The following is a 13,172-nucleotide window of genomic DNA, read 5'->3' on the forward strand; positions in this document are numbered from 1 at the left end:
AGACCACAAGCGGCTGCTTCGGCAGCCGCTTTTTTATGGCTGATTTTTATGACTCAGTTTTATGATTAGGACAGCTGGCTAGGCTGGGTAAAGCGCTTAAGCTGCGCGCAGCCCGCCGCCCAGACGTCGGCCTCTAGCTCTGCGATGGCAGCGGTGGGAAAGCCCACGCCCTGACTTGGCGTGCCTTCGACCAACAAGCCAGCCAAGTCGCCCACCAAGGGCATGTGGCTGACCAGCATAATCGGCGCGTCATCACGATGAGTGAGCAACCACTCGCTCACATCGCTCGGCGGGTCTTCCGGGGTAATAAACGACAGCGTGTTAAGCGGCGCGCCCAAGGCATCGCTAATCCGCTGGGCGGTTTGCTGAGCGCGCACATAGGGGCTTGCGTAGAGCATTGGCAGCGCCAGCTCGCCCTGCTCAACGCGCGATGCCAGCCAGCGGGCCATGGTATCTGCCTCGCGCTCGCCGCGGGGCGTGAGTGGTCGGGCGTGGTCAGGAAAGCCGGGGGCGGCTTCGCCATGGCGCATAATCAATACGCTATTCATACCGCTATTCATGGCAACCTCCGCTGTTGTGTTGGTCCTGGTGGGCCTGCTCGCGATGCGCCTGCTGAACCGCTTCCCGGGGCAGGATAAATTCCACATCGCTGCTCTGCTCTCCCATCATGAGCGTACTCGCCATTTCTTGTGCCGGCACCCCATCGAAGAGCACACGGTTTAAACCTTCGGCCAACGGCATATAAACGCCCATCTCGCGGGCTTTGGCACAAACGAGCTTCACCGTATTAACCCCTTCAGCCACTTGCCCAAGGGCTTCCACCGCTTCTTCTAAATTCCGCCCCTCCCCAAGTGCGTAGCCGACTCGGTAATTGCGCGACAGGTTAGAAGAGCAGGTAACAATCAAATCACCCACTCCCGCCAACCCCAAAAACGTCATCGGGTTCGCCCCTTGGGCAACGGCAAAACGACTCATCTCGGCCAGCGCCCGAGTCATCAGCATGCTACGGGTGTTCTCACCCATTCCTAACGCCGCTGCCATACCTGCGGCAATGGCATAAATATTTTTCAGCGCTCCGCCCAGCTCAACGCCATGGCGGTCGTTACTGGCATATACGCGAAAGTAGCGGCAGCCTAGCGCCTGCTGAACCCGTGTTCGAGTGAGCGCATCAGCACTGGCAATGACTGTGGCGGTCAGCTGCTTGTCGGCAATTTCCGAGGCTAAGTTGGGCCCGGCAATCACGCCAATATGCGGAAAGCCGGTCTCCTGCTCCAGCACCTGGCTCATTAGCATAAAGCTATCTTGCTCAATGCCTTTGGTAGTGCTGACCAAGATTTGCTCAGGCGTGAGCCAAGGCTTAGCCGCCTGCACCACGCTGCGAAAGGCTTTCGACGGGATGGCAATCAGCACCAGCTCAGCGCCGGTTAGCACCGTCTTTAAGTCAGTGGACGCTGTGACTGCCGGATTGATCGCATAGTCGGGTAGATAGCGCCCGTTGCGGTGCTCTTGGTTGATCTGCGCGACGAGCGCTTCATCACGCATCCACTGGCGCACATTGGCGCCGTTATCAGCAGCGATACTGGCCAGCGCGGTGCCAAAACTACCGCCTCCCAGCACCGCAACGTTACTTTGCTGCTCTGCCATAACCATGTCCTGAAGTTCTTATGCGTAACGGTGGACCTGCATACCACCCATTTTTATAAGCACTACCTTAGCAAAACAAGCGGCCCGCTTGGTAAACCAAGCGGGCCGCCATTAACGAGCTTAATCCATTACGCCGTTAACACATTATTGAGACGCTTCACATAAGCAGCGGGATCATCCAGATGACCGCCTTCTGCAATAATCGCCTGATCCAATAGAATGTGGGCTAGCTGGCCGAACAGGTCGCCCTCAGCACTTTCCAAACGCGCTACCAGCGCATGGTTGGGGTTAAGCTCCAGAATGGGCTTCACCTCCGGCAGCTTCTGGCCTGCGGCTTCCATAATGCGGCGCATTTGGTAGCCCATCTCGTGCTCGGGCAGTACCACACAGGCGGGTGAATCGGTCAGGCGGTGGGTGATTTTCACCTCTTGAACACCGTCGCTCAGCGCCTCTTTGACGCGCTTCACGAGATCCTCTTTCGCCTTGGCAGTCTCTTCCTGGGCTTTTTTCTCGGCTTCGTCCTCGACATCGCCCAGGTCCAGCTCGCCTTTCGCCACGTCGGCAAACGACTTATCGTCAAACTCCGTCAGATGGCTCATCAGCCACTCATCGATACGGTCAGAGAGCAGCAGCACCTCGATGCCTTTCTTACGGAAGATTTCCAGGTGCGGGCTGTTTTTCGCTGCGTTGAAGCTATCCGCTACCACGTAGTAGATCTTTTTCTGACCCTCTTTCATGCGCTCGACATAATCCGCCAGGGAGTGCTCCTGGGCGGCCGTGTCGGTATGCGTGGAGGCAAAGCGCAGTAGTCCGGCAACTTTCTCGCGGTTGGCGAAGTCTTCACCCGGCCCCTCTTTCAGCACGCTGCCGAAGGTGTTCCAGAAGGTTTGATACTGCTCGCTGTCTTTAGAGAGCTTCTTGAGCATGTCCAGCGCGCGCTTGGTCAGCGCCCCTTTGATCTTATCGACCTTGGGATCCTGCTGTAGCAGCTCACGGGAGACGTTCAGCGACAGGTCACGGGTATCCAGTACGCCTTTGATAAAGCGCAGGTAGAGCGGTAGGAACTGTTCGGCGTCGTCCATGATGAAGACGCGCTGAACATAAAGCTTCACACCACGAGAGCCGTCACGGTCAAACATATCGAACGGCGCGCGGCCAGGCACATACAGCAGGCTGGTGTACTCTAACTTTCCTTCAACCTTGTTGTGGCTCCAGGTGAGCGGGTCGCTAAAGTCATGGGCAACGTGCTTGTAGAACGCCTTGTACTCATCGTCAGACACCTCACTCTTCGGGCGTGCCCATAGCGCGGTGGCTTCGTTAACGGTTTCCCAGGTAGTCACTTCGCTACCTTCGATCTCGTTACCGTCGTCATCCTTCGCCGTTTCTACCTTCGGCATACGCACCGGCACTTCGATATGGTCGGAGTACTTACGCACCAAGCTCTGCAGGCGATAGTCGTCGGCGAACTCTTTCGCATCATCTTTGAGATGCAGGGTAATTTCGGTGCCGTGTACATCCAGCTCAATATCGGCAACGGTAAACTCACCTTCGCCTTTCGAGCGCCACTCAACGCCTTCCGAAGCCGCCGTTCCCGATTTACGCGTGCGTACCGATACTTCGTCGGCCACAATAAAGCCAGAGTAGAAACCGACACCGAACTGACCAATCAGCTTGGCATCTTTTTGCTGCTCGCCGGAAAGCTGCTTCAAGAACTCCGCCGTGCCCGAGCGCGCAATCGTCCCCAGGTTGGCGATGACGTCTTCCCGGTTCATGCCAATGCCGTTATCCCGCAGGGTAATGGTGTTGGCATCGCGATCATGTTCGATTTCGATACGCAGCTCGCTGTCACCTTCGTACAAGGCATCGTTGTCGAGTGCGGCATAGCGCAGTTTGTCGCAGGCATCCGCAGCGTTGGAAATCAACTCGCGTAAGAAAATCTCCCGGTTGGAGTACAGGGAGTGGATCATCAGGTTCAGGAGCTGCTTAACTTCCGTTTGAAAGCCAAGAGTTTCTTCGTGGGTCGCAGTCGTCATGCGCTTAGCCCTCATTGATCACGTGTGCTTAGCGCCCCTGCCCTTCGGCAGGAGCGGAAAAGGTGGTGAACTCAATATGGGGATAAGCGAAGGGATTTCAAGAAGGTGTATGCGAAGAAGCGGTGTTTGACTCAGCAGCATATTTCCAGGCGCGGTAGTCGGCCAGCTGTGCATCGACGCGATTGAGCAACCAACCCACAATCAATACATCATCAACGACGCCAAGCAGTACTAGAAAGTCTGGAATTAAATCAAACGGCATCACCAAATACGCTAAGGCCAGCGCCATAGTGCCGAACGCGGACCAAGGAATAGGCCTAAAGTCTCCCCGCAGCACATCGCGGGTCATCGGTAAAAAGAGTTTCAGCGCACGGGCAATACGTTTAATCGCCCAGGCGCGCGTTTTCAGTCGACGAAATAACCACCAAGTGGATAATCGTGCCATCGTAATTGAATCCTCCAAGTGTCACGATTGTCTGAACACTATTTATCCGCATAGTTCACTATTGCGCCTTTGACCCTACCAGCGAGCAAGAGGGAGTGCCATGCAGGCCACGCCATTTCGTTCTACCCTTCGCACCCTGTGCGCAGCGGTTATCATCGGCCTACCCACAAGTGCGTGGGCGACCTCCGATGACGCCATGCGTGATGCACTCGAAGCCGCACGCCAGCAACAGTGGCAGCAAATCGATGAGCGCGCCATTGAGGGGCACATTCTCAGCGGCTATGTAGAGTATCACCGTTTACGCAACCAGCTCCCCAACGTCGCAGCCAGCCAAGTGCTTCAATTTATTGACCAGCACGCCGACTCCCCCCTCTCAGAGTGGATGCGTGGTCAAGCGATTGCCAAATATGGTCATGCGGGACGCTACGGCGACCTGCTCACCGTCGCCGATGGCGAGCCTTCTGGCACTGCGCGCCAGTGCTACTACTACACCGCGCTACTTGACCGCGAGCCAGAACAATCACGCAGCGCGGGCTTAGCGCTGTGGCGGGCAGGCAGCTCTCAGCCTGACGCTTGCGACACACTGTTTAACCGTCTTCGTGCTGATGGCACTATCAACGCCACGGCCATCTGGGAGCGTAAGATGCTGGCCTGGCAAGCGGGTGAGGCGCGCCTAAGCAGTTATTTAGGCGGACTGCTAAGCGGCCAGTGGCAAACCGCTTTGGATACGGTAGAGAGGGTTAACGCTAACTCGAGCAACATCACCTCTGCACCAGCGTGCTTAGGCCCAGAGTGCGCGGCCACTGCCGCTTTTTATCAGGCCGCTATGCAACGTTTCACAAGAGAGGATACCCCCGCCGCCTTTGCCGCTTGGCAGCAAATAGCATCACGCTTAAACCTAATGCCTCAATACCACCAGGCTATTGAAGAGGAGCTAGCGTTCTACGCGCTAGTGCGCGATGTGCCCGACACATTGGGTTGGGTCGATAGTGTCCTGCCCTCTTTAAAGAGCGAGCGAGTGTTAGAGCTGCGGGTGCGTCGCGCCCTAGCAGACCGCCAGTGGACCGATGTTATGCACTGGGTGGCTGAAATGCCTGCCAGCCAGCAAGAGAGCAGCCGCTGGCAGTACTGGCTAGGCCGGGCCAACGAGCAGCTTGGCAACCGTGACGCGGCCATAGCGCGCTACCAACAGGCGGCCACTGACCGCAGCTTCTACGGCTTCGCCGCTGCCGATAAAATCAATCAGCCTTACCGGCTTAACCACGAGCGCAATCACTTCGATGAAGCAACCCGCGAGCAGACCGCACAACTACCCGTGGTGCAGCGTACCGAGGCGCTGCTGCGTATTGGCGAAGACGGGTTAGCGAATAGCGAGTGGCTCCATGCCGTCCAACATGGAACGCCCCAGCAAGCCCGTGCGCTTGCCGACTACGCTGCCCATCAGCAGTGGCACGCCCGCCTAGTACAAACCACTATTGCTGGCGAGATGTGGGATGCGTTGGAGTGGCGCTTTCCACCCGCTTACCGCGATGACTTTTTGGCTTGGGGTCATCAAACCGGCGTTGACCCTTATCTGCTGATGGCAATCACTCGCCGAGAAAGCGCCTATAACCCGGTTGCCCTCTCTCCCGCAGGTGCACGTGGCTTAATGCAGTTAATGCCAGGCACTGCCGCGCAGGTGAGCCGCCAGTTGGGGCTTAACGACCCCGGGCCTTATGGCGTACTGGAGCCTGAGCTGAATATTCGCCTGGGTAGCACTTACCTTCGCGACAAGTTAGAACGCTATCAGGGCAACCGCTTAGCGGCGACTGCCGCTTATAACGCTGGCCCTGGCCGAGTTGATCAATGGTTAGGCACTAATAGCATGGAGTCGTTTGATCTGTTCGTGGAAAGCATCCCGTTTCGCGAAACCCGTGACTATGTTCAAGCAGTACTGAGCTATCGAGTCATTTTTGAAAGCTTGGCAAACGGCGGTAGTAGTGAAGGCGTATCGCTGCTCAACGAAACCGAGCAGGCGGTACGTTATGACCGCGCGTTAGTGCAACGCTGATACTCAACGCCAGTCAATCACGCCCGGTTACACCGGGCGTTGTTCTAACGCGAGACGCACGCCAAACACCACCAAAACCGCGCCAGTGGCGGCATTCAAGGTTTGTGCAAAGCGTGCGCTGGCAAGCCACTTACTGGCGCCTCCCACCATCAGCACCACGCTGATCTGCCAGATATTAGCAATGACAAAATGTACGCCTGCCAGCCAGAGTGATTTCAGCAGTGCAGGGTCGGTGGGTGCGATAAATTGCGGCAAAAACGCCATATAGAAAATCACGGTTTTAGGATTCAGCACATTCGAAAGAAGCCCCTCTTTGATCGGCTGCCAAAACGGCACTGGCGTGGACTCTTTCATAACACCTTTCACCGGCAGCGGTGTTCCCTGGCGAGCTGCCAGCAGACTAGTGATACCCAGCCAAATCAGATATGCCGCCCCTGCCAGCTTCAGCATATTAAACGCCCAAGCCGACTGCAGCAGAATGAACGAAATCCCTAACGCAGAAACGGTGGCATGCACAAACAAGCCGCAGCAAATCGCTACGCTAGTGGCCACCCCATCCCGAATCCCGCCTCGCGCTGTATTACGGATCACCAAGAGCGTGTCTACCCCTGGGCTTATCGATAGCAGCGTAATTGCCACAACGAAAGGGATAAACTGCGCATCAATAAGATTGAGTTCCATCATGGGCCAGGCTCGCTGAGTGATAAAAAATCTTAACCACGTCACTACTGGACGTGCTGATTATTTGCTTCTAAAGTGGATTTGGTAGGTAGGCAATGAGCCACCTGCTCAATCATTAAGCACGTTAAGGATATGAACGATGGCAACTGGCACTGTCAAGTGGTTCAACGACACCAAAGGTTACGGCTTCATCTCTCCCGATGACGGCGGTGACGATCTCTTTGCCCACTTCTCCGAAATTCAAGCTGAAGGTTTTAAGACCCTGCAAGATGGTCAAAAAGTCAGCTTCGAGGTGACTCAGGGTAAAAAAGGCCTTCAGGCTTCCAACATTCGCGTTGCCTAAACAGCGCTGAATGGATAAAGGCCCGCCATCGCGGGCCTTTTTTATGGTGACTGTTCAATGCTTTCATCAGTATTTTCTTCCGTGCCTCCCTCAGCTCTCTCTTCGATGCTTAGCCTCTCGTCGCCCTCCAACGTAGCACCATTGGCTGGGCGCTCGCTCTCTAACGCTTGGAACTGCTCTTCAAGGCGTTGCTGGGCCTCTTCAAACTGGCGCTCGGTATCTTCGATCAATGCATCAACGTCCGAGGCCTCTAGCTCTCCCTCTAACTGAGAACTATCAGGCAAGCGGCTCTCGCGCTCCCAGCTTGGCTCAATTGGGTCGCTTTCCATGGGAGCCAGTTCAGGAGTCTGCTGCTCAATTTCTTGGAACTGCTGCTCTAACTGGCGCTGAGCCTCTTCAAAGCGACGCTCGGTTTCTGCAATCACGTCATCCACATCTGAGCGGGTCGTTTCACCCGGCATCGCACTGGATTCGTCTAATGCTTCGTCCGGGTCAGCTGCCAGGGTTTCCTCATCGGCTTGCAGGGATTCGCTAGGCGTTGAAGCACTGGCCTCTGGCGCTTCTTCACGCATCGCGTCGGCTTGCTCTAACTCTTCCGCCGCCTGACGCGCCTCAATCTCATCCTCTACTTGAGTGGGCGAAGGCACCTCTTCCTCATCGCGGCTATCAGACTCATTCTCTGCGGACTCAGCAGCAGGCGCCTCATTGGCAGCCGTGGTGTCGCTTGGCTGGCTCGTTGTTGCCGGACGCTCCTCAGGAGCGACCTCTGACTCCTCTTCGCTATCTCCACACGCACTGAGTAATAGCGCCATGCTGGCCAGTGCGGGCATCCAAAATCGGCTAGTCATCGAATGATGCTCCTTAGCGGGTATATAAGTGTTCAGTGGCGGTCATTAGCAGACAGCAGCGCACAACCTTCCGGCAGCAACACCTTCAGCGCCAGCGGAACGACCTCTACACTAAACCGCTCGTAGCGCTTGGCTTCACCATCCAGGGTCAGTGGCCAGGGTTCATCATCGGGCTGAGTCGTCACGGTTAGCTGACTGGCAGTGAAGTAACGCACATAGCGCCCTTCCGCCGGGAACTGCTGCAGCTCACCTAGCAGCGCAGGAAGCTCAGTGACCGAATGGAAGTCTTTCACCAGAAGCACATCCAACCGCCCGTCATCCAGCTTGGCGCGGGGTGCCAGCACCTGACCACCGCCAGATTGGCGCCCATTGCCCAGGGCAAGCAGCAGTAGCGAAGCCGCCTGCTCATGGTCACCCCAGTGAAGAGTGCCGCGATAACTGCGATGCCGCCACGCCTTTAGCGCTCCCATGAGTGAGTAAGCCCCCCCGCCCAACATGCGCTTCAGCGTTTTAGGGGTAGAAGAGGTAATTTCCGCCCCAAAGCCGCCGGTCGTCATATTGACGTAGTAACTCACCGCCTGCTCACCATCAGCTTCAGCAGTCATTCTCACCACATCAATAGGTACAGCCGTCAGGCTAACCGCGGCGGCTAGCGCAGGCTCTGGCTCAAGTGGTAGCCCTACCGACGTGGCAAAATCATTGGCGCTGCCCAGCGGCACCACGCCCAACGGTGGCCGTTGGTCATGGGGGATGCGCATTAGCCCGTTAACCACTTCGTTTACCGTGCCATCGCCGCCACAGGCGATCACACTGGTAGCTCCTAGTTCAACGGCTTGGGCCGCAAACTCGGCGGCATCGCCACCTTCCCAAGTAGCGCGAACAATCATCGGCGTCCCTGCCTTGCGCTGCGCTTCAACGGCCTCGCGTAGCGCCGGATTTCCGGCAGACTTACCGTTAATAATCAGTAAATAACACTGCTGTGAATCTGTCACCGGCGCTTTCCCTCTCCATGGTTAATTCGCTGGCTTCACCTTATGCCAGCGCTTTCTCGACGACCTCAAATACATTAGACGACAGCGGTTCTTGTTTGATCCGCTCTAGCTCCGCACGCATTAACTGCTGACGCGCTTCATCAAAACGCTGCCAGCGGGTTAAGGGGGTGATTAACCGCGCGGCAATCTCTGGATTCAGGCGGTTTAGCTCAATCACCACATCTGCCAACAGCGCGTACCCTTTGCCATCCAAGCGATGGAAATTGACCCGATTTTGCGCAAAGGCGCCTACTAACGCACGCACCTTGTTGGGATTCTTGATGGAGAACGCTGGGTGCTGCATTAGGTACTGTACGCGCTCCAATACGTCCGGCTGAGGGCGCGATACCTGAATCGTAAACCACTGATCCATCACAAGCGGGTCGTGTGCCCACTTTTCACCAAACGCTTTCAGCGCGGGGGTAGCCAAATCAGCACGGTCGCTGTGTACTAACAGTGTCAACGCATGGCGCACATCCGTCATATTATGATCAGCGGCAAACTGCGCTTCACAAAGTGCCACACTCTCGTCGTCCTCAATGGACATTAAGTAAGATAGCGCTATGTTTTTGAGACTGCGCTGGGCAATTTGTTCAGGCGTCGGCGCATAAGCTTCATCAGTGCCATTCTCTTTATACACGGCGATAAATTCATCACGCAGCGCCTGGGCCAAGGATTGGCGCACAAACTCACGCGCGGCGTGAATCGCATCCACATCGACAATCGGCTGCTGCTCGGCGATGTAGGCTTCCGATGGCAGCGTTAGCATCTCAGCCAGTACCGCCTTGTCATCCATGGAGGAAGTCAGGAGCGTTCTAAAGGCTTCTACCACCCGGCTATCCATGACCTTCTCTACCCCGTTGCGGTGGGCGGCGATCAAGTCATCCAGCGCCAACAGTGCGAGCCTTTGCCCCGCGTCCCAACGGTTAAAACCATCGCTGTCGTGGGTCAGTAAGAAGGCCAAATCTTCGCGAGAGTATGGGAAGTGCAGTTTTACTGGGGCGGAGAAGTCGCGCAGCAGCGATGGAACCGGCGCCTCTGCCACATCGGTGAAAATAAAGGTTTGCTCATCGTCGGTCAGGTGAATGACCGCGTCCTTACCCAGCTTTTCACCTTCAAGCGTCAGAGTAAGATCCTGACCGGACTTTGTGCCCACTAAGCCCATGCGCACAGGAATATGCAGCGGCTGCTTGTCGGGCTGGCCGGGAGTGGCGGGGGTACGCTGGCGCAGCGTCAAATGGTACTCTGCGTGGGCATAATCGTATTCGCCGTGGGCATCAATCTCCGGCGTACCTGCCTGGGAGTACCAGTGCATAAATTGGTCTAAATCAATGCCCGACACCTCGGCCATACAGCCGACAAAGTCTTCAATCGTGACGGCTTGGCCGTCAAAGCGTTCGAAATAGAGATCTGAGCCACGACGAAACGCTTCCCAGCCCAGCAAATTGCGCAGCATGCGCACCACTTCTGCCCCTTTTTCATAAATCGTCAGGGTGTAGAAGTTAGTAATTTCAATGAAGTGATCTGGACGGATGGGGTGTGCTGTAGGACCCGCATCTTCGGCAAACTGGGCGGTGCGGAAAAACGAGACGTCTTGGATGCGCTTGACCGGGGCTGAGTTGGTATCTGCCGAGAAACACTGATCGCGGAAAACCGTAAAGCCCTCTTTTAGCGAAAGCTGGAACCAGTCGCGGCAGGTAACGCGATTCCCCGACCAGTTGTGGAAGTATTCGTGGGCCACAATGCCTTCGACATTCTGAAACGCCGCATCGGTGGCGGTATTGGGGTGGGTCAGCACGGCAGCGGAGTTAAAGATGTTTAATCCTTTGTTCTCCATCGCCCCCATATTGAAGTCATTCACCGCCACGATCATAAACAGATCTAAGTCATACTCGCGGCCGTAGGTCTCTTCATCCCAAGTCATTGCCCGCTTTAGCGAGGCCATGGCGTGGTCGGTCTTATCGAGATTCTCTTGCTCCACCCAGAGCTGTAACGTCACGTTACGGCCACTCATGGTGGTGAAGTGATCTTCGACCTTGGTTAAATCGCCTGCCACCAGCGCAAAAAGATAGCAGGGCTTGGGGTGCGGATCTTCCCAGGTCACAAAGTGTCGGCCGCTCTCTAAGGTGCCCTGATCAACTGGGTTACCGTTCGCTAACAGAACCGGCTCCCGCTGCGCATCACCTATCACGGTGACCTTAAACGTGGCCATGACATCCGGGCGGTCAGGGTAATAGGTGATGCGGCGAAAGCCTTCCGCTTCACACTGGGTGCAGTACATGCCGTTCGATTGATAAAGCCCTTCTAGGGCAGTGTTACTGCTGGGGGAAATCTCTACTTCGCTCTCCAGCGTAAAGGCTGCCGGAACATTGGGAATAGTGAGCGTCTCATCGGTGAGCTGGTAATCGGCCTCAGCGAGCGCTTGGCCGTTGATCGCGAGCGCGTGTAGCGTCAGATGCTCGCCGTTCAGCACCAGCGGCGCGGTTTGTTCGGCACTGACGTGGCGCTCTAAGGTAAGGCGTGCTTTAACACGGGTCGCGGTGGGGTCAAGATCAAACGTCAGCTCGGTATGGGTTACTTGATAGGCGGGCGGCTGATAGTCGCTTAAATAAACCGGCTGCGGATCAGACATAATGCGAAACTCCTGTAAGCTTTGAGTAGTCGAGTAGCGCAAACGCTGCGCTACTCAATGAATATTTCTTATAATCGTTAATCGCGGAAATTATCAAACTGCAGCGGCAAATCAGGCCCCTCTTCACCGCGCAGTAGTGCCATCACACTCTGCAAATCATCGCGCTTTTTACCCGTTACGCGCACCTTCTCGCCCTGAATCTGAGCCTGTACTTTCAACTTACTGCCTTTGATACGCTTTACCACATCTTTGGCTTCTGCTTGGTCGAGGCCCTGCTTGAGCTCTACTTCCTGACGCGCCTTCACACCAGACAGCACCGCGTCTTTAACGTCCATGCAGCGGGCATCAATGCCGCGAGCAATCAGACGATTACGCAGCACGTCCAGCATTTGCTTGAGCTGGAAATCTACCTCGGCCTCTAGCTGTACCTTATCGCCTTCTAGAGCGAAGCTGGCATCAACGCCTTTAAAGTCAAACCGTGACTGTACTTCACGGTTTGCTTGGTCAACCGCATTGGCGGCTTCGTGCTGATCGAACTCTGACACAATATCAAATGAGGGCATGACAACGTTCCTGACAAGACATGACCCCCCATTCTAGAGCAGCAAGCACCCAACCGGCCAATTCTCTTAGCAAAAGCCGAACAAGAATTCTGCAAAACAGTTACAAAAATGCAGTAAAAATTGTACAAGCACGTTTTTCAGCGATGTTAAATTGCGCCCAGCTGGCGTAACCTGCTGACAGATCAACCAAAGGCCTATGAACGAGGAGAGACAATGAGCGATCGCGATGCCCGACACAAAGCGTCAATGGAAAAGCTAAAGGCACGGGTGGATGAAAAAGTGGCCAACGCTACCGAACAGCGCGGACTACTGCTTGTTAACACCGGCAACGGAAAAGGTAAAACCACTGCTGCCTGGGGAACCGTGACGCGTGCACTGGGATACGGATACAAAGTGGGCGTGGTGCAATTTATTAAAGGCTTATGGGAGTGCGGTGAGCGTAACCGGCTAGAGAAAGACCCCAACCTTAGCGTTGCGATTATGGCGACCGGTTTTACCTGGGACACCCAGAACCGTGAAGCAGACACCGCCGCCTGCCAAGAGGTATGGCGAGAGGCTGAGAAAATGCTGGCCGATCCAGACACCTATTTGGTGGTGCTGGATGAAATCACTTACATGCTGAAATTTGGCTATTTAGATATCGAGACCGTTAAACACGCGCTGCTTAATCGTCCTCGGGAGCAAACGGTCATTATCACCGGGCGCAATGCTCATCGCGAGTTGGTCGCCATGGCAGACACAGTGACCGAAATGCAGGAGGTACGCCACGCCTTCAACAACGGCCTGCAGGCACGTCGCGGCATCGATTTTTAACGCTTAGCTACCCACTCAATGCAACCATGCAAAAGGGGCGTCGGAACGCCCCTTTCATGCCAGCTACAACTGCTTGCGCTATGGCGGCT

Annotated in this window: 12 protein-coding genes; 3 read left to right on the forward strand and 9 right to left on the reverse strand. The window is 55.7% G+C overall.

The genetic code is table 11. From position 1 onward, the window contains the following. Positions 1–65: 65 nt before the first annotated feature. From sixA to BIS10_RS03750, 4 genes are all read right to left on the reverse strand, one after another. Positions 66–560, reverse strand: coding sequence for a phosphohistidine phosphatase SixA (gene sixA / locus BIS10_RS03735; protein ID WP_253502627.1), 495 nt, complete (start codon positions 558–560; stop codon positions 66–68). After that, the gene (locus BIS10_RS03740) at positions 553–1,644 is read right to left on the reverse strand and encodes an NAD(P)H-dependent glycerol-3-phosphate dehydrogenase (RefSeq protein ID WP_253502631.1); all 1,092 of its coding nucleotides are present in this window, start codon (positions 1,642–1,644) and stop codon (positions 553–555) included. Before BIS10_RS03740 ends, sixA begins: the two co-directional genes overlap by 8 nt. A gap of 128 nt (positions 1,645–1,772) precedes the next feature. Continuing rightward, entirely contained in the window at positions 1,773–3,677 is a 1,905-nt protein-coding gene (gene htpG / locus BIS10_RS03745) for a molecular chaperone HtpG (protein WP_253502633.1), read from the reverse strand. A gap of 97 nt (positions 3,678–3,774) precedes the next feature. After that, positions 3,775–4,122 carry a YkvA family protein gene (locus BIS10_RS03750; protein ID WP_253502636.1) on the reverse strand — a complete coding sequence of 116 codons (348 nt, stop codon included), beginning with the start codon at positions 4,120–4,122 and terminating at the stop codon, positions 3,775–3,777. A gap of 100 nt (positions 4,123–4,222) precedes the next feature. Between BIS10_RS03750 and BIS10_RS03755 the strand changes: the two genes are divergently transcribed. Continuing rightward, complete coding sequence (locus tag BIS10_RS03755) at positions 4,223–6,172, forward strand: transglycosylase SLT domain-containing protein (RefSeq protein ID WP_253502639.1); 1,950 nt, start codon at positions 4,223–4,225, stop codon at positions 6,170–6,172. Positions 6,173–6,199: 27 nt separating this feature from the next. Here BIS10_RS03755 and BIS10_RS03760 read toward each other — a convergent pair whose 3' ends face one another. Beyond that, positions 6,200–6,856 carry a LysE family translocator gene (locus BIS10_RS03760; RefSeq protein WP_253502642.1) on the reverse strand — a complete coding sequence of 219 codons (657 nt, stop codon included), beginning with the start codon at positions 6,854–6,856 and terminating at the stop codon, positions 6,200–6,202. 136 nt (positions 6,857–6,992) lie between these two features. On the opposite strand from BIS10_RS03760, the gene BIS10_RS03765 reads away from it, so the two are divergent. Beyond that, positions 6,993–7,196 carry a cold-shock protein gene (locus BIS10_RS03765; protein ID WP_044630763.1) on the forward strand — a complete coding sequence of 68 codons (204 nt, stop codon included), beginning with the start codon at positions 6,993–6,995 and terminating at the stop codon, positions 7,194–7,196. A gap of 41 nt (positions 7,197–7,237) precedes the next feature. Here BIS10_RS03765 and BIS10_RS03770 read toward each other — a convergent pair whose 3' ends face one another. The 4 genes from BIS10_RS03770 to BIS10_RS03785 all read right to left on the reverse strand — a co-directional run bounded on the left by BIS10_RS03770 (position 7,238) and on the right by BIS10_RS03785 (position 12,270). Then, the gene (locus BIS10_RS03770; protein WP_253502645.1) at positions 7,238–8,044 is read right to left on the reverse strand and encodes a hypothetical protein; all 807 of its coding nucleotides are present in this window, start codon (positions 8,042–8,044) and stop codon (positions 7,238–7,240) included. 32 nt (positions 8,045–8,076) lie between these two features. Then, entirely contained in the window at positions 8,077–9,036 is a 960-nt protein-coding gene (gene yegS, locus BIS10_RS03775; RefSeq protein WP_253502648.1) for a lipid kinase YegS, read from the reverse strand. Between the two features lie 40 nt (positions 9,037–9,076). Continuing rightward, positions 9,077–11,707 (reverse strand): aminopeptidase N, encoded by a 2,631-nt coding sequence (pepN, locus tag BIS10_RS03780; RefSeq protein WP_253502651.1) that lies wholly within the window; start codon positions 11,705–11,707, stop codon positions 9,077–9,079. 77 nt (positions 11,708–11,784) lie between these two features. Continuing rightward, the gene (locus BIS10_RS03785; RefSeq protein ID WP_253502654.1) at positions 11,785–12,270 is read right to left on the reverse strand and encodes a YajQ family cyclic di-GMP-binding protein; all 486 of its coding nucleotides are present in this window, start codon (positions 12,268–12,270) and stop codon (positions 11,785–11,787) included. Between the two features lie 213 nt (positions 12,271–12,483). On the opposite strand from BIS10_RS03785, the gene cobO reads away from it, so the two are divergent. Continuing rightward, a complete protein-coding gene (gene cobO / locus BIS10_RS03790) occupies positions 12,484–13,083 on the forward strand; it encodes a cob(I)yrinic acid a,c-diamide adenosyltransferase (protein WP_253502657.1) in 600 nt (199 codons plus the stop codon). Positions 13,084–13,172 lie beyond the last annotated feature (89 nt).

Origin of the sequence: Halomonas sp. 707B3 (assembly GCF_024158645.1) — a bacterium.
GTDB classification, from domain to species: Bacteria; Pseudomonadota; Gammaproteobacteria; order Pseudomonadales; family Halomonadaceae; genus Vreelandella; species Vreelandella lionensis.

What these genes read in the sequence shown, in the direction of transcription:
- sixA (WP_253502627.1), bottom strand. Translation starts at nt 560, where the DNA reads ATGAATAGCGGTATGAATAGCGTATTGATTATGCGCCATGGCGAAGCC.
- BIS10_RS03740 (WP_253502631.1), bottom strand. Translation starts at nt 1,644, where the DNA reads ATGGCAGAGCAGCAAAGTAACGTTGCGGTGCTGGGAGGCGGTAGTTTT.
- htpG (WP_253502633.1), bottom strand. Translation starts at nt 3,677, where the DNA reads ATGACGACTGCGACCCACGAAGAAACTCTTGGCTTTCAAACGGAAGTT.
- BIS10_RS03750 (WP_253502636.1), bottom strand. Translation starts at nt 4,122, where the DNA reads ATGGCACGATTATCCACTTGGTGGTTATTTCGTCGACTGAAAACGCGC.
- BIS10_RS03755 (WP_253502639.1), top strand. Translation starts at nt 4,223, where the DNA reads ATGCAGGCCACGCCATTTCGTTCTACCCTTCGCACCCTGTGCGCAGCG.
- BIS10_RS03760 (WP_253502642.1), bottom strand. Translation starts at nt 6,856, where the DNA reads ATGATGGAACTCAATCTTATTGATGCGCAGTTTATCCCTTTCGTTGTG.
- BIS10_RS03765 (WP_044630763.1), top strand. Translation starts at nt 6,993, where the DNA reads ATGGCAACTGGCACTGTCAAGTGGTTCAACGACACCAAAGGTTACGGC.
- BIS10_RS03770 (WP_253502645.1), bottom strand. Translation starts at nt 8,044, where the DNA reads ATGACTAGCCGATTTTGGATGCCCGCACTGGCCAGCATGGCGCTATTA.
- pepN (WP_253502651.1), bottom strand. Translation starts at nt 11,707, where the DNA reads ATGTCTGATCCGCAGCCGGTTTATTTAAGCGACTATCAGCCGCCCGCC.
- BIS10_RS03785 (WP_253502654.1), bottom strand. Translation starts at nt 12,270, where the DNA reads ATGCCCTCATTTGATATTGTGTCAGAGTTCGATCAGCACGAAGCCGCC.
- cobO (WP_253502657.1), top strand. Translation starts at nt 12,484, where the DNA reads ATGAGCGATCGCGATGCCCGACACAAAGCGTCAATGGAAAAGCTAAAG.